This is a genomic window from Catellatospora chokoriensis (assembly GCF_011297315.1).
Taxonomy (GTDB): domain Bacteria; phylum Actinomycetota; class Actinomycetes; order Mycobacteriales; family Micromonosporaceae; genus Catellatospora; species Catellatospora citrea.
The window spans coordinates 107,678-124,846 of the sequence record NZ_JAAOTI010000026.1 but is presented as its reverse complement, the minus strand read 5'-3'; the positions used below and the strand labels follow the sequence as shown (position 1 = coordinate 124,846).

Annotated in this window: 15 protein-coding genes; 7 read left to right on the top strand and 8 right to left on the bottom strand. The window is 69.1% G+C overall.

From position 1 onward, the window contains the following. Positions 1-187: 187 nt before the first annotated feature. Positions 188-2,389 carry a DUF8189 domain-containing protein gene (locus HAV39_RS31920; protein WP_191842893.1) on the bottom strand — a complete coding sequence of 734 codons (2,202 nt, stop codon included), beginning with the start codon at positions 2,387-2,389 and terminating at the stop codon, positions 188-190. A gap of 408 nt (positions 2,390-2,797) precedes the next feature. Between HAV39_RS31920 and HAV39_RS31915 the strand changes: the two genes are divergently transcribed. Together HAV39_RS31915 and HAV39_RS31910 are read left to right on the top strand one after the other, a co-directional pair. After that, on the top strand, positions 2,798-4,885 hold the full coding sequence (locus HAV39_RS31915; protein ID WP_191842892.1) for a M6 family metalloprotease domain-containing protein: 2,088 nt from the start codon (positions 2,798-2,800) through the stop codon (positions 4,883-4,885). Positions 4,886-4,988: 103 nt separating this feature from the next. Continuing rightward, a complete protein-coding gene (locus tag HAV39_RS31910; RefSeq protein WP_239120631.1) occupies positions 4,989-5,957 on the top strand; it encodes a hypothetical protein in 969 nt (322 codons plus the stop codon). Positions 5,958-6,282: 325 nt separating this feature from the next. Here HAV39_RS31910 and HAV39_RS31905 read toward each other — a convergent pair whose 3' ends face one another. After that, positions 6,283-6,852: a TetR/AcrR family transcriptional regulator gene (locus tag HAV39_RS31905; protein ID WP_191842891.1), complete on the bottom strand. Its 570-nt coding sequence runs from the start codon at positions 6,850-6,852 to the stop codon at positions 6,283-6,285. A 103-nt stretch (positions 6,853-6,955) separates the two neighbouring features. Here HAV39_RS31905 and HAV39_RS31900 point away from each other — a divergent pair, with 103 nt between their 5' ends. Beyond that, complete coding sequence (locus HAV39_RS31900) at positions 6,956-7,927, top strand: ketopantoate reductase family protein (RefSeq protein WP_191842890.1); 972 nt, start codon at positions 6,956-6,958, stop codon at positions 7,925-7,927. A 45-nt stretch (positions 7,928-7,972) separates the two neighbouring features. Then, the gene (locus HAV39_RS31895) at positions 7,973-8,161 is read left to right on the top strand and encodes a hypothetical protein (RefSeq protein ID WP_191842889.1); all 189 of its coding nucleotides are present in this window, start codon (positions 7,973-7,975) and stop codon (positions 8,159-8,161) included. A gap of 81 nt (positions 8,162-8,242) precedes the next feature. Here the strand turns inward: HAV39_RS31895 and HAV39_RS31890 are convergent, their stop codons facing one another. Beyond that, on the bottom strand, positions 8,243-9,421 hold the full coding sequence (locus HAV39_RS31890) for a lytic polysaccharide monooxygenase (protein WP_239120632.1): 1,179 nt from the start codon (positions 9,419-9,421) through the stop codon (positions 8,243-8,245). A gap of 235 nt (positions 9,422-9,656) precedes the next feature. Next, complete coding sequence (locus tag HAV39_RS31885) at positions 9,657-10,187, bottom strand: hypothetical protein (RefSeq protein WP_191842887.1); 531 nt, start codon at positions 10,185-10,187, stop codon at positions 9,657-9,659. A gap of 239 nt (positions 10,188-10,426) precedes the next feature. Between HAV39_RS31885 and HAV39_RS31880 the strand changes: the two genes are divergently transcribed. The 3 genes from HAV39_RS31880 (at position 10,427) to HAV39_RS31870 (ending at position 11,564) form a co-directional block, all read left to right on the top strand. After that, positions 10,427-10,681, top strand: a complete 255-nt coding sequence (locus tag HAV39_RS31880) for a hypothetical protein (RefSeq protein WP_191842886.1) — start codon at positions 10,427-10,429, stop codon at positions 10,679-10,681. Continuing rightward, positions 10,682-10,999 (top strand): hypothetical protein, encoded by a 318-nt coding sequence (locus HAV39_RS31875; RefSeq protein ID WP_191842885.1) that lies wholly within the window; start codon positions 10,682-10,684, stop codon positions 10,997-10,999. Positions 11,000-11,327: 328 nt separating this feature from the next. Continuing rightward, positions 11,328-11,564, top strand: a complete 237-nt coding sequence (locus HAV39_RS31870) for a hypothetical protein (protein WP_191842884.1) — start codon at positions 11,328-11,330, stop codon at positions 11,562-11,564. 374 nt (positions 11,565-11,938) lie between these two features. Here HAV39_RS31870 and HAV39_RS31865 read toward each other — a convergent pair whose 3' ends face one another. The 4 genes from HAV39_RS31865 to HAV39_RS31850 form a co-directional block, all read right to left on the bottom strand. Continuing rightward, a complete protein-coding gene (locus HAV39_RS31865) occupies positions 11,939-12,970 on the bottom strand; it encodes an ABC transporter permease (protein WP_191842883.1) in 1,032 nt (343 codons plus the stop codon). Continuing rightward, positions 12,957-14,507, bottom strand: coding sequence for a sugar ABC transporter ATP-binding protein (locus HAV39_RS31860; protein WP_191842882.1), 1,551 nt, complete (start codon positions 14,505-14,507; stop codon positions 12,957-12,959). Before HAV39_RS31860 ends, HAV39_RS31865 begins: the two co-directional genes overlap by 14 nt. 19 nt (positions 14,508-14,526) lie before the next feature. Next, positions 14,527-15,591 (bottom strand): sugar ABC transporter substrate-binding protein, encoded by a 1,065-nt coding sequence (locus HAV39_RS31855; protein ID WP_239120633.1) that lies wholly within the window; start codon positions 15,589-15,591, stop codon positions 14,527-14,529. A 152-nt stretch (positions 15,592-15,743) separates the two neighbouring features. After that, positions 15,744-17,051 carry an enolase C-terminal domain-like protein gene (locus tag HAV39_RS31850; RefSeq protein ID WP_244958905.1) on the bottom strand — a complete coding sequence of 436 codons (1,308 nt, stop codon included), beginning with the start codon at positions 17,049-17,051 and terminating at the stop codon, positions 15,744-15,746. Positions 17,052-17,169: the final 118 nt, after the last annotated feature.

Sequence of the window (17,169 nt, the reverse complement as noted above, 5' to 3'; positions counted from 1 at the left end):
CGGGTTCGCCTCACCCGGATTCCGCACCGCCGGCCGCGGGACCGGCGGCGACGCGGCGGCCCGGGACCGAGCGGTCCGCGGCTGTTAGGTGCGCGACGGCGCCCACTCCCCAACCACGCCGCCCAGCCCCGGGGCCTGCACATCTAACTGGCTACAGGATGGGACCGCGGCACAGCATGATGCCGGTTCACAGGATGACCTGGTGCACCCTGCCGTCCACGCCGCGGACGGCCAGCCACGCGCTGCCGTCGGCACCGGCGGCAGCGCCGGGCGCACCCCGGAACGCGTCCGTCGCGAACTCCGCCCGGCGGAACCACCCGCCCCAAGCTCCGCTGACCTGGTTGCGCTGCCAGAGCCGGTTGTCCGAGGCCAGCGCGAAAAGGTAGACGCGGCCCGCGGTGGCCAGCAGGGTGGGGCTGCCGCTGACGGTGCCGCCGAGGTCGGTCCAGGCGGACCACGTGGTGCCGGTGCGGGTGCGTTCCCACACCGTGTCGGTGCGTGAACGCACCGCCACGTGCAGGGCGCCCGCGCTGTCCACGACGGCGCTGGGGCGGCCGTAGATCGGCCGGTTGTCGGGGGCGCCCATGCCGCTCCAGCCGGTGGTGGGGCCGCGGTGCCAGACGAGGCCGTCCGTGCCGCGGCCGACGAGCGTCCACTGGGTGGGGCTGGTCCAGGCCACGGTCGGGGCGTCGGTGACCGTGCCGCCCAGGCTGACCCAGCCGGCCCAGGCGCCGCCGATCTGGCTGCGCTGCCAGACCGCGTCGTCGGTGCCCCGGACGAACACGTCGATGCGACCGCCCGCGGAGCCGTACGCGGCGGGCTGGCCGAGGATCTGCCCCTGGAGCGGGCCGCCGAGGCTCGTCCAGGTGGTGCTCCATGCCGTCCCGTTGCGGATGTTCTGCCACAGCGCGCCGTCGGCGCCGCGGACGAACGCGGTGGCGTGCGTGTCGTCGACCCGCACCAGGGCGGGGCTCGCGCTGGGGCTGCCGCCGAGGTCGTGGCCCGCGGTCGTGTCCGTGCCGGTCAGCCGGAGCATCGCCACGCCGTGGGCGGGCACGGTGACCGTGTAGGAGCCGGTGAACGGCTGGATGCCGGCGGTGGCCGCGTTGCCGTCGACGTCGGCGCGTGCCCACAGGTTGCGTACCTGCACGGTCGGGCCGAGGGCGACACTGGCGAAGTCGACGGTGACGGATTGGGCGGTGCCGCCGCGGTTGAGCAGCGCGACCGCCCGGCGGCCGGAGCCGCTGAGCACCCTGCTCCACACCTGCGTGTCGGCGCCGGTGTCGGCGACCTTGACCGCCTGGCGCACCAGCGGGTCCTGGTCGACCGCGACGATCTCGGGGTTGGCCAGCGCGGTGAGCATCGTCGCGGGCAGGCCGCGCGGGTCCGAACCGATGATCAGCGGTGCGGCCATCATCGCCCACATGCCGAGCTGGGTCTTCGACTCCTCCAGCGTCAGCTCGTATCCGCCACCGGGCAGGGGGCGCATCGGCAGCAGGTAGTCGGGATCGTTGTAGCGGCCCGGCCCGGTGGCGGCCGGGTGGTAGGCGTTGACGTCCATGTTGCGCAGGAGCCAGGAGAACGTCCACTGCGGCGTGGGGTCGATCAGCGCGGCGTCGGTGTAGGTGCGCCATGAGTCGGCGACGGTCGGTCCGTACGTGTAGCTCCACGTCGACAGCTGCTGCGGCGTGTACGGGCCGCCGCCCCAGTCGCTGCTGACCGGGTTGCATATGTTGAGCAGCATCGGCCGCGGCGACTGGCGGACCGCGTCGGCGAGCTGCCGGAAGCTGGTCTCGGGGTCGATCCCGGACGCCCGCCCGCAGAGCCAGTCGGCCTTGAGGGCGTCGAAGCCCCAGCTCGCGAAGAGGTTGACGTCGTCGGTGTAGTGGCCGTTGCTGCCGAGGCCGCACTGGCCGGGCAGGTAGGGGCCGGCGTCGGTGTAGATGCCCGCCTTCAGGCCGCGGGCGTGGATGTAGGCCGCCAGCGCCGCCATGCCGCCGGGGAACTGGGTCGGGTTGGCCACGAGCTGGCCGGCCGCGTTGCGGGGGGTGGGTGCGGCCCAGTTGCCGTCGATCCACACGTACGTGTAGCCGGCGTCGCGCAGGCCGCTGCTGACGAGGAAGTCGGCGACGGACTTGATCTCCGTCTCGGTGGGGTCGCCGCCGAGCCCGAAGTAGGTGTTCCATCCCATGTAGGGGGTGGGAGCGAGACCGCTGCTGAAGTAGTTCGGCGCGCCCTGGTCCTCGGCGGTGCCGGCCGCGGCGGTGACGGCGTTGGTGGTGGTGCCGGTAGTGGCCGGCCCGGCGGCCAGTGCGGCCGTCGGGCCGGTGCCTACCGCGCCCAGGCCTAACGCGGCCAGGGCGACGGCCAGCTGCCGGAGTACAGACATCCTTGCTCCCATCCAGGAACGGATGATCGACACCTGCGCGGGCGGCCCGGTGCGGGTTCGCCGCGGTATGCGCGGCGAACCGGTCGCGATAGGACGCCCGCGTATGTGTCGATCACGTGACTGCGGTGTGTCCCACAGGTTGCCCCCACCCCGACCCGCTGTCAAGAATTCTTACTAATTAATGAGTAATTTGGTTGGTGCGCGCGCCGTCGACTCCGGCCGCACGAGGCGCCGGCACGACCACACCGACCGGTCAGGACACCGGGAGACGTTCCCCAAGCAGGTCGCCGCACTGGTGTTCGGCTGACCCCCACCCCAGGACCCACCCCGCGCCGGCGCAGGTGCAATCGTGACTGACATATGTCAATATAGCCATGGTTTGACTCCTACCCGCTGAGGAGGCGCGCGATGATCGCTTGGAGAAGAGGCACGGCATTGGCCGCGGTGCTGGCGCTGGCATGGGGTGGGCTGGCCGTGACGCCGGTCGCGGCGAGCCCACTGCCGGACCCGCCGTCGAACCCCTGGCAGCGGCGGCACTGGCCGCAGACGCAGCCGTGGCAACGGGCGCAGACCGAACTCCGGACGTTCGCAGCAGAAGCGCCACGACCGATCGACCCGCAGAACTTCGAACAACCCGACACCATGACCTGGGACGACTACCGGCCCATCCCCGGCACGAACTGGGCCAACCCGGCCGTGCGCGGCTCGGTGCGAACCTTCCGTGGCGCGCTGGTGCTGGTGGACTATCCGAACCAGCCCTTCGTCGTCACGCGACCGGCGAACTCCACCGTCTACGGCAATCCGACGGCCGTGCAGAACCTGCCGCGGGCTCAGGTGCCGCAGTTCTACAAGGACTTCCTCAACACGCCGAGCCAGCTCAACCGCGGGCACACCATCCACGAGTACTGGATGGAGGACTCCGGCGGCCGGTACGGGATCGAGCTCGGGGCGTTCGGCGTCTACCAGATGCCCGCCAAGAGCCACCAGTACGGGATCGACAGTTTCCAGCGTGGTGCGGGCTGCCCGAGCGGCGACTCCTGCCAGCGCGATCTGCGCACCGACGCCCGCGCCGCCTGGGTCGCCGCCGTCGGCAGTGCCGTGGTCGCGCAGTACGACTTCGTCTTCTACCTCAGTGCCGGGCAGGACGAGTCGTCGACCTGGCAGGAGTTCGGCGAGATGAAGTTCCCCACGAAGGAGAGCGTCACCGACGCGTGGGGCCCGCCGGACCCGGCGCTGCCCAACTGGAACTACACCCGGTATGTCGAGTGGACCTCCTGGCAGGCCTCGGCCAACCTCTGGCCGAACGCGAGCAGCGGCAGCTCGACCCAGGCCGAGAGCTCCGGGATGTCGGTCTACGCCCACGAGTTCAGCCACATCCTCGGCATCGCCGACAACTACAACAACCCGTACTCCACACCGGCCCGCCGCGCCTACAGCGGACCCTGGGAGATGCTCGATCGCGGGACGTTCAACGGTCCAGGCGGCCCGCACAGCCGCTGGCTCATCCCGGCCACCGGAGGCGCCAGCATGGGCGCACAGCACATGCTCCGCAACAAGATCAAGCTCGGGATCGTCGACGAGCGGAACGTGCTGCGGCTGTCCCGCAACGCCCTGTCGCGCTCCGGGCTCGTGGTCGCCCGGGTCACCGCCCGGGCCGTCCAGCCCGGCACGGCCGGGCTCACCGGCCTGAACGTCGCCCTGGACGGCGGAGACCGCAGCGCCACCTGCAGCACCAGCACCAACCCGCGGTGTGACGGCGGCGGCTACAACAACTACACCATCGAGGTCGTGGACCGCATGGGCTTCGACTCGTTCACCCCCGACTCCGGCGTGCTGCTGGCCAAGACGAAGAACAGTGACACGGCTCCGTTCATCTGGACCGTCGACGCCAACCCGCAGGACATCGACCAGACGGACTTCGTACGGCCCGACGGCACCCCGCAGAAGATGACCATCGGCGACTACCGGCAGCTCTCCGACGCGCTGTTCCACGCCGGCACCGACTCGGGCAGCGAGTACGAGTACGTCGACCAGGCCAACCGGCTGCATGTGTACGTGCTCGACATCCAGCGCGACGGCTCCGGCGTCCTGTCCTACACCGTCGCCGTGCGCTCGCTCGACGGTGCGGGCCAGCACCAGCGCGGCGTGACCGTGTCCCCGGCCGCCGGGACCTCACCGCCGGCCGATGGCTGGACCACCTGCACGCTGGCGGTTCAGAACACCGGCCGGGCCGGGACCGTGCCATCCGGCCACCCCGAGGACGTGACCTCGTACGTCGCCGCGGACGTGTACCGGATCTCGGCGACGACGACGAGTGCCGGATGGACGGTCGCCCTGCCGGCGACCGTGGCCACGGCCAGGTTCGGCCAGAGCGTGCCGGTGCAGGTCCACGCCAAACGTGCCGCGGGCGCCGGGTCGGCTGCCCAGATCCAGTTGACCGCGACCTCGGAGAGCGACCGCACGAAGTCGGCCACCGCGACCTGCAGCATCGCCTGAGGTTACGGCCAGCGGTGAGCAGATGCGGCGGGAGGCGCGATCATGACCGGCTCCCACTGACAGCACCGACCACCCGATAGACCAAGGGCCTTGAGCAGCAGTAATGCTGGTCAAGGCCCTTGTCTTCGCACCGTCGGCCTGGCCGGGAATCGAACCGACGACCCTGGCCCTGACCGCCGCGACCTGCCCGTGGACCGTCGACGTAACGCCGGTCACGGCGAAAGTGACGGCGGGCCATGGCGGCCATCGACGGTCGCACCTGGACACGTGCTGGCATCATGCGGTCATGCATGGTGGAGTGCGCGTTGTGCCCGTCGCGCCGGCTGGGCGAACGTGGGGGCGGTGGCGCGTGATGCGGCTCGCTCTGGTCCTGTTGTGGCTGCTCGCGGCAGCCATCAGCTGGTGGACGGCCCCCCGGAAGCAGACCTACGAGCAGGCGAGGTCGGACGTGGCCGCCGGCCGCGTGACGGCATACCAGTGGGGCGACAGCTGGGCCACCGGCAGTCCGCGGCCGTGGTTCGGTGTCTCCGGTCTGCGGGCGTCCGGCACGCTCGGTCCGCTGTTCGCGTGGCGAACTCCGGATGGTCGGGTGCACTGGACCGACACCGATTACTTCGACGAGGTCACCACCACGGGCGCGGTCGACCCGGCGAGCTACTCCGGGCCCGGTGCCGAAGGTATCGCGCAGGATCTGCGGGCTCGCGGCCTGGAGCACCGAGCCGGCGAGGTCCATCCCATGGGGGTCGCCGTCGCCGGGATCGGCCTGGCACTCGCTGCCGTCTTCCTCGGCGTGATTGTTGCCGGTCCGGCTCCGGTCCTCGGCACACGATGGTTCTGGTTCTGGCTGGTCTACACCGCGCCGTACGGCCTCGGGATGCTTTTCTGGTTGTCCCGGGACCGCCCGTGGTCGCGCCCAGTGGCACCGGCGGCCGTAGCCGGCGATCGGGAGCGGCGGGATCGCGGGATCCTCGGCCTCTGTCTCGGCATCTTCGCGATGATCCTGACCAGCCTTCTGCTGCTGATGCTCCACGAAGTCCTCGGTGACCGGTGGGCACCGATGCCCGATGCCTAAAGCCAGCCGCACTGGCGCGATCGAACACCCCGGCCCGGACCGTAGGTCCCACAAGGAACGACTCCACCGACCGCCTCGCGGTCTGCTTGCGCAGTGCCCCGGCCGGCGTTGCGCGCCCTGCCGCCTCCACCCGTGCCATGCCGAGACCGCGTCGGCATGGGCGACTCCGACGGCGACGGCCAGGCCGACCGCGGCGAGCAGGCCGACAGCGACGTTCACCTACACCAGGGTGGGCGATCCTTGCAGACTTCAACACCCTCACCTGCGACTACGGGCCCGGCAGGGCCAAGCCGGCACCCGGAACGCCCGACAGTCTCGTCCCGTCTCACGACGCGCAGCGGCGCAGGCCGTCGAGCACGAGGGTGACGGTGCCGTCCGCGTCGGCCTGCGCGCCCGGCTGGTCACAGGCCACACAGATGCCCTGCAGGGCCATCATGACGGCGCCGATGCCCACGTCGTCGCGGATGGTGCCTTCCTTGACGCCTGCGGCCAGCAGTTCCGCTATGGCCTGGCCCAGCTCCCGGCCGCCCTCAGCGAGTGGGTCTGCGCGCCCGGCCATCAGGGTGGCGAGCGTGCGAGCCAGACCCTGGTAAGCGTGCAGGTGGCTCACGAAGCCGCGTAGGAAGGCGGCCAGCGCCTCCGCCGGTGGAAGCGTGGCCCTCAGTTCGCGGGCGTGGGCGCACATCGCGGTGAGTTCTTCACGGTAGACCGCCTCGGCCAGCGCCTCGCGGGTGGGAAAGTGGCGGTAGAGCGTGCCGGTGCCCACGCCGGCGAGCCGGGCGAAGTCGTCGAAGCGCAGGTCGTAGTGACCGTCGGCGAACAGCTCACGGGCCTTGGCGAGCAGCGCGTCGCGGTTGCGCCGGGCGTCAGCGCGCAGCGGTTTGGCACGGGTCACCCGGCGCCTCCTTTGACAAACGGAAACTGTCTCCATATCTTGAAGTGGAGACGGTCTCCAATTGTAGGCGATCTGGCCGGGATCATGGCCATGAGGGTGCGGGATGAAGATTCTGATGTTCGGCCGGGGCGTCATCGCCGCGGCGTACGGTTGGGCGCTGGAGCAGGCCGGGCACGAAATCGAGTTCTACGTCCGTCCCGGCCGGGCAGCGAAGTACGGAAAGGTGATCGACCTCGAACTGCTCGACGCGCGCCACCGGTTACGAGGCCGACGCGTCACCGAGAAGTGGACGGTGCGTTACCGCGAAGCGCTGGAGCCGGACCACGACTTCGATCTGATCGTGGTGAGCGTGCAGCACTACGGCTTCGCCGAGGCGGCATCCTTCCTGGGACCGCGCGTGGGCACAGCGACGGTGCTCGTCTTCAACAACCTGTGGGTCGAGCCGCTGGAGGCGGTCGACGCTTTGCCCGCCGACCAGGTGACCTGGGGCTTTCCCGGCGCTGGTGGCGGCTTCGGCGACGACGGGGTGCTGCGGGCGGCCCTGCTGCCCAAGGTCTTCTTCGGCACCCTCGGCCGGCCGCCGACCGACCGCGAGCAAGCCGTGCGCGCGGCGTTCCGCCAGGCCGGGTTCAGCATCCAGGAGAACGCCGACTTCCGGGGCTGGCTGTCGATCCACTTCATCCAGAACGCGGGCCTGCACACGCAGAGCTTGAAACTGGGCTCCCTCGCCGACCTGGCTGGGAAACCCCGCAACGTCCGCGAGGCGATTCTCGCCATACGCGAACTGCTGCCCCTCGTCGAGGCCCGCGGCGTCGACCTGCGGCGACATCGCAGCGCCGTGCTGCCGTTCACGGCGCCCGCCTGGTTGACGGCTCCGGTGCTCGCCTGGCTGCTCGGCCACTTCCCGCCGGTGCGCACGGTGATGCAAGCGCACGCCAACCCGGAGGAGCTGCGCGCGGTCTGCCGCGACACGTTGGCCGAAGCGCGCCGCCTGGGCGTGCCGGTGCCGCGGCTGGAGGCTGCCGAACCCTATTTCAGCGCCGAAACTGCTGTCCACGGCCTGGACGGAAAATGACCCGTGAGCCACCGTGCCGGCTCCGCCGTGCGTCGGCGAGTGGGTGTGCGCGGTGGGTCACCCGTCGAGTCCAGCGCCGTCTTGGCCTTCCACGCTCGCGAGCCGCCCGGCTATCCCGGCTATCCCGGCTCCGACAGTGTCAAGGCAGCCTGGGACATCGAGGCGATACGCTCCGAGCATCTCGACTTCATCGACACCTGGGCCGACCCCTCGGCCGAGCCGATCATCATCTAGATCTGCAGCCGTAATGCACACCTCATACGAAGGGCGGGTGCCCCTCTGATCAAGGGGCACCCGCCGTCCTACCACTCGTGGTTACGGGCTGGAGCAAGTGAGACTTGGCGGGGAGTTGCTTCCCGACCAGTTCCCGAGGAAGCCGAGCGATCTCGTGCCGCTCGGATCGATGGTCGCGTTGTGGGAGGCGTTGCGGAACGTCACCACACTGCCGCTCTGGCTATAGGTGCTGTCCCATGACTGCGTGACCGTCTGCCCATTGGCGAATGTCGCTCTGACGGTCCAGCCGTTGACGCTGGCGCTGGAACTGTTGTTTCGCACCGTGATCGCGCCTTGGAATCCGGTGTTCCACTGGCCGACCTGGGAGTACGTCGCCGTACATGCTCCGCCGGGCGCAGGGGACGACGGCGGAGGGCTCGAAGGCGGCGGGCTCGAAGGCGGCGGGCTCGAAGGCGGCGGGCTCGATGGAGGCGGGCTTGACGGCGGCGGGCTCGACGGAGGCGGCGAGCTCGGCGGCGGCTGCGTCTGGTTGGGTCCGACGCCGGTCACCTGACCGTTGCCCCCATCGAAAGTGATGTCGGAGCAGCTGAAGAAGTTCTCGTTGCTGTCCGAGCGCACCCACCGGATGTACAGCATCGCCCGGCCGCTGCGGCCGGTCGGCAACTGTGCGTTCCAGTAGTAGTAGTTCAGCGCGCCGGGCCCGCCGTTCGACGGCGGGTTGGTGACACTCGCGAAGTCCTGAAGGTCACTCCAGGCCAGTGGCGAACTGGGGCTCCAGCCTTGGCGGGTGATGGCCAGGTGGAACGTACCTGGGTGGTGTGCCCAGTTACTGTGCCGGAACTGGATGTTGGCCCCGGAGGTGAGGTGGGTCAACGGCCAGTCCGTGCGAGTAGCGTTGTAGGCGGTGAAGTTGTACGGCCCGCCGGTCCCGCCGCTGCACAGCTGTCCATCCGGGATGAAGCCGGTCGTGCGACCTCCGGCGTCGGAGCGCAGCACCGCGAACCAGTTGTACAACGGTGTGGTGCCGCTCGGATCGGAGGAGCTCTTGCTTCCCTCGATCGCGGCAGCACATGCCGGGTTGTAGGCGGCGATCGACCCGTTGGGCCGAAGCCCGTCCTGATAGCACAGCCAGGTGCGGCTGCCCGGGAACATCGTTACGCCGTGGGCCTGCGCCGCAGAAGTATTGATCACCGCGAAGCCGACGCTCGCCGTGATCACTGCTGCGGCCAAGCTTGCCAGGAGTTGGCGTCTGCGATTCACCCTGTCGTCCTTTCCTTTTGACGGATAGGCCGACGCCTGCCGGAGGACAGAGCGCACAGGAACATCGGCCTGCAAGGAATTGCCGACGCATGCCATACACCTCGGCGCACACGAAATCGACCTCTGTGCGCCCGTTGCTCGGCTCCCGACCGGTCTGACAAACTCAGACATCGAAAGCTTGACATGAGATCGCTCCCATGACAATGCCGTGGGGTCGACTACCAGAGTCCAGCGGCTACACGACCGCCTGTTCGTAGCGCGTGCGCAGGCCGGCCAGCCTGCCCCATTCCTGGAGGCTGGCGGCTGCCCTCTGCTCCAGATCGTCGGGGATCATCGCCCATACCCGACCCGGATCCACACCAGACTTCGCCGTCTGGACGGCCGGCGGGTCGGTCAGCGTGATGACCGCTGGACCTGAGCTGCGGCTCGCATAGTCCCACGGGGTGCCGGGCTTGACCATCGCGCAGAAGTAGACGGCATAGATTACCTGAACATCCTCGATGCGCCTGGCGGTGGAAGGTTCCGTGCCGAATGACTCGGCTGCGCACAGGACCTTGCCCCCGTGGTCCACGGCATGCCCGCCGGGCACGTAGAGCTCGAGTTCGGCCGGCGAGAGCTGTTCCAACGCCGATTGCGCCCGGGCGGCCAGTTGATCCTGAAAGGGGTTGGGCTGCGCGGTGAGCAGACCGGCGGCGAGGATCGCGACAACAACCAGCTCAGGTAGGAGCCACCAACCATGGCGTCGCAGAAAGAGCACGAGGCACATGCTTGCATTGATGGACCGCACTGTGCAATCGGCATGTGCGGGGGTCACCTACCACCTGATGGAAGCGCAGGGCGTCACCACCGCGCCGTGACCGCGCGGTGATCGGCCTTCTAGCGCCGTACCAGCGCGCACACTCCCAGGACCGGGCCTTGTCATCCTTGTGAAGGTGTGGTGAGCGTTCCTGGTGGATACCGGCACACGTACAGGACGACGCGGGCTACGCCTGTGATCATCAAGCGATGCGCAGCAGACCTCGTACCACCGTCATCGCAGGAATCGTCGTTGCGACCATTCTGGCGAGTTGCGGTGTCGCACTCAGCGTGGAACGGAAGCGCGAAAAGGATCGGCGTGATCTGATCGGCCTGACCGGCTTGGCTCCGTGGCCGCGCCATCGCCTGCTGCTACCCGATGCGATGCCGGCCGGCGAAGCCTCGGGAAGTGTCGGCTCGGACGGGTTGCGCATCGGTTACCCGTTGCACGGCACGGGTTTGTGAGTGGCGTACGCCATCGAGGTGCTCGATGAACGGGGCGAGCCGATGTGGTCGGTCAGCCGCAAAGCCCGCGCCGTTGCGATCTGCGTCGACCTGGGCGACGCCTACACCTACGTCAAGGTTTTGGACACCGACAACAGCGATCCGGCCACCATCGTGCGGCGCTTGGAGGGCGGCCGGCTACTGAGCGCCTCGCTGACCGGCGATCATCCCGAGTACCTCGATCGCCTACGCGGCGTCGTCACCGATCTGCATACGCCGACCGATGCGGAGCTGCTGAGCATCCTGCGGCCCGACGGATACCAAACGGATTGGAGCTGAGGAGCGCACTGTCCCAGCGGCCGAATTGGCATTCACGCCGAGAGCCCCAGGTGGAGTCGATCGGGATCGAGGGCCGCATGAGCACGCTCGGCCGGATCGATCCCCAGTACGCCCTCGACACTCTCACCCATGGCGTCGATGCAGCGTCCATCCGGGGGTCACACCTGGCCGCCTCGGACAAGCGCAGAGAAGCCACACAGCGCGCGCCTGCACCAGCCGGATGGCATCCAACGGTGGGTAGGTGGCTGGTCCAACTGCCGGGACAGGTAACCATGATCGATCGTCTTCGATCTATTCTGTTCCGGACCGCTCTATTGATGGAGGGCAAATGCGCAGAGTCAAGGTGGCGATAGCGGCGACAGTCCTGGTCGGCGCGACCGTCTTCGTCGGAGCCACGCCCGCCCACGCGACACCCAGTCTTCGTGGCGTCGTCTACGACTACTCGGAGTGTGTCCGGATCGGCAACTACGGCATCCAGAACTACGGCTGGACCGGCCCGCTCCAGTGCGTCTGGCAACCCAGTGGCAGCAGCTACCCCTCGGGTTACTGGTTCATCTACGCCTGACGCGCAGCAATCGACGAGGCTCACCGAAAAGGCAGCAGCCGACCACGACGGTCTACCGGACGTTCAGCGTCGAACCGCTCGACCAAAGCAGCCTGGCGGACCGGCCCGCGCCATAGCCTGGCCGCTGGCGCACCCGGCCGCCACCGACCACGGCGGCGGCCGGGCTGCCAGAACGGACCGTGAACAAATACTGGCGCGTCCGGGGATGGGCGCCCCGGGCCGCGACCGGTAGGAGCTATCCGCCTATGACCACCCGCCGGAGGGCCGAGCCCCTCCCGTCAAGAACCATCGAGAACGCGTCATGCCAGAACCCGCAGGGCGTGGATGCAGTCGAGCAGTACCCGCGGATACTGGTCGGCTCCGTCCCGGCGAGGTCACTCCTGCGCCTTTCCACTGGTTATCCGGGACAGCACCAGGGCGGTGAGGATGATCGCGCCGTTCAGCGCGGAGATCCACTGGGCGGGGATCCCGGCAAGGGTGAGCACGTTCTGGATCATGAACAGGAGCAGCACACCGGTGAACGCCGAGAACACCGACCCCTTGCCTCCGTTGAGGCTGACTCCGCCGATCACGGCGGCGGCGAACACGGTGAAGATGTCGCCGCTGCCCTGTGCCGCGGCCACCGACGCGAGCCTGCCCGACAGCAGCAGGCCGGAGAGCGCGGCCAGCGTGCTGGCGACGACCAGGGTCAGCCAGAGGACCCGGTCGGTGCGGATGCCCCCAGCGCGTGCGGCGTCGACGTTGCCGCCGATGGCATATAGTGCCCGGCCCGCGCGGGTGAAGCCGAGCACGACGATCGCGATGGCGAAGACGGCCAGGCACACCCACACGGAGGCCGGCATGCCCAGCCAGGTGGTGTTGCTGAGGTACAGCATCGAGCTGGGCAGGCCGAAGAAGGTCCGGCCGCCGGAGATGCCCGTCAGCAGCCCGCGGATCACGATGAGCATACCCAGCGTCACGATGAAGCCGTTGAGGCCGAAGCGGACGATCAGCAGGCCGTTGAAGGCGCCGACGAGCGCGCCGACGGCCAGGACCACGGGGACGGCCCAACCGCCGGGGAGCACGCCGAGCCCGTGGGTGACACCGGGTGCCACGATCAGCCATGCGGCGACGCCGGGCGCCAACCCGAACGTCGACTCCAGGGAGAGGTCCATCTTGCCCGCGATCAGCACCAGTGTCTGCGCCAGTACCAGGATGGCGATCTCCGACATGGTCTGCAGCACGTTGATGATGTTGTCGGTGTGCAGGAACACCGGGTTGACGATCTGACCGACGACGGCGATGACGATGATCGCCGGGATCAGCGCCAGGTCACGCAGGCGGGCGATCACGAGCGCGTGCCGCTGCCTCGACGGTGCCGCGGGCGGGCGCCGGTCGGACTCGGGCAGGGTTTCAGTTGCGGTCATCGTTGATTCCTTCCATCGCGGCGACGAGGTCGTTGTCGCGCCAGCCGCGTTGCATTCGAGCGACCACCCGGCCTTGGAACAGCACCAGGACCCGGTCGCAGATCCGCAGGTCGTCGAGTTCGTCGGAGACCATCAGCACTGCTGTGCCGTCGGCCCGCGCCTGGTCGACGGCGTCGAGCAGGGTCTGCTTGGAGCGAACGTCGACCCCCGCGGTCGGACCGATGAGCACGAGCGCCTTGGGGTCGCTGGCCAGTGCGCGGGCCATCACGACCTTCTGCTGGTTGCCGCCGGACAGGCCGGCGACCGGCAGCTCGGGCCCCGGCGTCTTGATGGCGAGTGCCTCGATCATGGTTCGGGCCAGGCGGTCGCGTAGGCGTGGCACGATGAAGCCTCTGCTTCGTGTCTTGTCCGGCGCCGTCACGCCGATGTTCTCCGCGACGGACAGCAGTGGGACGAAGCCTTCACGGTGGCGGTCCTGCGGGACCAGCCCGATGCCTGCCGCGAGCGCTGCGGGCACGCTGCCGCTCGGCACGGTGTTGCCGGTGACGGCGACGGTGCCGCCGTGTGCGGGGCGCAGTCCGGCGACGGCTTCGGCGACCGCGGCCTTTCCGCTGGCGCCGCCGCCTGCCAGCCCCAGTACCTCGCTGCGGCGGACGGTGAAGGACAACGGCTCGGTGACACCGTCGGTGAGCAGGTCTTGCACTTCGAGGACGGCGGGGCTGTCGGCCGGCAGCGGCGGGCGGTCAACGGCGGTGGCCAGGTGGACGTCGTCCCCCGTCATGGCCGCGACCAGCTGCTGGGTGGTGACCTCCGCCACCGGGCGGGTCAGGATGTGCCTGGCGTCGCGAAGCACGGTGACGGTGTCGCAGATGTCGTAGATCTCCTGCAGATGATGGCTGATGAACAGGAACGTGACACCCTGGACCTGCAGGGCCCGGATGCGCTCGAACAGTCGGTTGATCGCTGCCGCGTCCAGCTGGGCTGTCGGCTCGTCGAGGATGATGAAGCGTGCTCCCAGCGACAGGGCGCGCGCGATCTCCACGAGTTGGCGCTGCTCGACGCTGAGGGCCGCGGCGGGCTGGTCGGGGCTGACGTCCACGGACCAGTTCTCCAGCAGCCGACGTGCCTCGCGTCGGGTCGCCCGCCAGTCGATGAGTGCGCCCGGGCCGCGGATCTGCCGATTGAGGAAGAGGTTCTCGGCGACGGTGAGCGTCGGAATGATCGTGGACTTCTGGTAGACGCAGGCCACCTCGCGGCGCCAGGCGTCGCGGTCGCTCAGGTCGGGTGCGGGTCTGCCGGCGAACAGCACCCGTCCGCGGTCCGGTGCTTGCAGGCCGGTCAGGATCGCCACCAGCGTGGACTTTCCCGCGCCGTTGCGTCCCACGAGGGCGTGCGTGCCGCCGGCCCGGACCATGATCCCGGCTTGCGCCAGGGCGACGGTGGGCCCGTAACGTTTGGTGATGTCGACCGCCTCGACGATGGGCCGGCCGGCGGCGGCCGGCCCATCGCTGCGGGCGGCGAGGATCTGCTCGCTCATCTGCCCGGTGCGCTTTCTGCTAGCTGATGTTGTTGCCCCACAGGGACTTGTCGTCGAATTTGAGGGACTTCTCGCCGGCGATGCTCGCGCCGTCGAGGGTCACCAGCGGCGCCGAGAGCTGGTCTTCCAGCAGCCCTGCGCGGACCTGCACGATGGTGCTGTCGTGGTCGGTCGGGCCAGGGGTGAAGGTCTTGCCCTCGACGGCGGCCTTGGCGTAGTAGAGGCCGTACTTGGCGTACAGGTCCGCGGGCTGGCTGACGGTCGCGTCGATGTTGCCGTCGGCGATGTTCTTCAGCTCCTCCGGGATCCCGTCGTTGGACACCACCCACACGTGCTTCGGGTCGGTCGGCGCGACCAGCAGGTTCTTCTGGCGCAGCACTTGCAGCGTGCCGGCCAGGGCGAAGCTGGACTGCATGTAGACGCCCTTGATGTCGGGGTCGGACACCAGCCGGGTCTGGAACTTGGCTGCCGCGACGTCGCCCTTCCAGTCGGTGGCCTCACCGAACACGGTGATCGCCGGGTAGTTCTGCTTCATGCAGTCGTTGAAGGCCTCGGTGCGGTCCCGCCCGTTGATCGAGTCCAGGCTGCCCTGGAACATGATGACCTTGCCCTTGCCGCCGAGCTTCGTGCCCAGGAAGTGGCAGGCTTTCGTCCCGTAGGCACGGTTGTCGGCGCGCACGACCATGAACACGCTGCCCGCGTCCGGGCGGGTGTCGATGGTGACCACGGGGATCTTCTTCGCCGCGAGGGTATCCAGCGACGGCGCGATCGCCGCCGTGTCCTGCGGCGCCATCACCACGCCCTTGACGCCCTGGCTGACGAACGTCTGCACGTTGGCGATGAGGTTGGCGATGTCGTTCTGCGAGTTCGTCGACTTCAGGTCGGTGCCGAGTTCGCTGCTGAACTCCGGCACGTACTTGATGTAGGCGTTCCAGAAGTCGGTGTCCGAACGCGGGTAGTCGACGCCGATCACCGGTTTGCCGGAGCCGGCGCCGCCGGGGGTGTTCTCGGCCGAGCAGCCCGCCACGAGGGCCGCGGCGACGACGGTCGCGGCGGCAAGGCGGTGAATCCTGGTGATTCTCAACAGATGTCCTCACTTTCGCACCGGCCGGGCGACGACGCCCGGTGACAACCGGCCTTGCTCTCCGCCGACCGGAGCCGGTGGAGCTTTCCGCGGCGCGGTGCTGCCCCTGCACGCCGGGCCGTCGAGCGATGCTCGATGGGGTGTGCGGGCGGTTACCCGTGCCGACCGACGTGCCACTGGGGGCCGTCGGGGTAGCTGAACTCGGCGACGGAGGCCGGATGGATCCGGGCGCCGCCGCCGGGCAGCAGGGGCGCCTGGTAACGGCCGTTGCGCAGCAGCACGGGGTCGACGAAGTGCTCGTGCAGGTGGTCGACGTACTCGAGCATTCGCCCCTCGGTGCTGCCCGAGACGGCCAGGAAGTCGAACATGGCGAGGTGCTGGACCATCTCGCACAGTCCGACGCCACCGGCATGGGGGCACACCGGCACACCGAAATGCGCCGCCAGCAGCAGGATCGCGATGTTCTCGTTGACGCCCGCGACCCGGCAGGCGTCGATCTGGACGACGTCGATCGCATCGGCCATGAGCAACTGTTTGAAGATCACCGCGTTGGCGGCGTGCTCGCCGGTCGCGACCCGGATCGGCGCGACCGCCTTGCGGATCGCGGCGTGGCCGAGAATGTCGTCCGGCGAGGTCGGCTCCTCGATCCAGTACGGGTTGAACGGGCGCAACTGCTCCATCCAGGCGATCGCCTCGGCGACTCCCCAGATCTGATTAGCGTCGACGGCGATGGCGACGTCCGGCCCGAGTGCCTGCCGAGCGATGCCGAGCCGTCTGACGTCCTCGGCAGGATCGGCGCCGACTTTGAGTTTGATGAGGCTGAAGCCCTCGGCCACGGCGGCCCTGGACAGACGGACCAGCCGGTCGTCGTCGTAACCCAGCCAGCCGGGAGTGGTGGTATAGGCGGGGTATCCGTCGGCCAGCAGCCTCGCCTCCCGCTCCGCCCGGCCGCGCTGACCGGAGATCAGCAGGTCGAGTGCCTGCCGCTCGGTCATCGCGTCGCGCAGGTAGCGGAAGTCGACCAGGTCCAGCACCTGCTGCGGGCTCATGTCGGCCAGCAGGCGCCACAGCGGCTTTTCCGCCGAGCGGGCCGCCAGGTCCCATACGGCGTTGAGCACCGCGGCGGCTGCCATGTGGATCGCGCCCTTGTCCGGACCGAGCCAGCGCAGTTGGCTGTCGCCGGTGAGCTGCCGCGAAAACCCGCCCATGTCGGCCACCAGATCGTGCACCGGCCGGCCGACCACGAGCGGCGCGAGGGCCCGAATGGCAGCGACCTGCACGTCGTTGCCGCGTCCGACCGTGAAAGCGAGTCCGTACCCCTCGCGGCCGGCGCTCGTTCTGACGACGACGTACGCGGCCGAGTAGTCGGGGAACGGGTTCATGGCGTCCGAGCCGTCGCGCTGACGCGAGGTGGGAAATCGCACGTCGTAGGTGTCCAGCGCAGCAACGGTCTCTGTCACGGGGTGCCTTCCGCAGATCTGGTGAAAGATATGACGTCTGGCCGCATCGCCGGCCGCACGCCGGACTTCTAGCCAAGACATCATATGTCTTTATACCGAAGCGGTGCCAGGCTGTCCA

What these genes read in the sequence shown, in the direction of transcription:
- HAV39_RS31860 (WP_191842882.1), bottom strand. Translation starts at nt 14,507, where the DNA reads ATGAGCGAGCAGATCCTCGCCGCCCGCAGCGATGGGCCGGCCGCCGCC.
- HAV39_RS31900 (WP_191842890.1), top strand. Translation starts at nt 6,956, where the DNA reads ATGAAGATTCTGATGTTCGGCCGGGGCGTCATCGCCGCGGCGTACGGT.
- HAV39_RS31910 (WP_239120631.1), top strand. Translation starts at nt 4,989, where the DNA reads ATGCTGGTCAAGGCCCTTGTCTTCGCACCGTCGGCCTGGCCGGGAATC.
- HAV39_RS31920 (WP_191842893.1), bottom strand. Translation starts at nt 2,389, where the DNA reads ATGTCTGTACTCCGGCAGCTGGCCGTCGCCCTGGCCGCGTTAGGCCTG.
- HAV39_RS31870 (WP_191842884.1), top strand. Translation starts at nt 11,328, where the DNA reads ATGCGCAGAGTCAAGGTGGCGATAGCGGCGACAGTCCTGGTCGGCGCG.
- HAV39_RS31865 (WP_191842883.1), bottom strand. Translation starts at nt 12,970, where the DNA reads ATGACCGCAACTGAAACCCTGCCCGAGTCCGACCGGCGCCCGCCCGCG.
- HAV39_RS31880 (WP_191842886.1), top strand. Translation starts at nt 10,427, where the DNA reads ATGCGCAGCAGACCTCGTACCACCGTCATCGCAGGAATCGTCGTTGCG.
- HAV39_RS31885 (WP_191842887.1), bottom strand. Translation starts at nt 10,187, where the DNA reads ATGTGCCTCGTGCTCTTTCTGCGACGCCATGGTTGGTGGCTCCTACCT.
- HAV39_RS31915 (WP_191842892.1), top strand. Translation starts at nt 2,798, where the DNA reads ATGATCGCTTGGAGAAGAGGCACGGCATTGGCCGCGGTGCTGGCGCTG.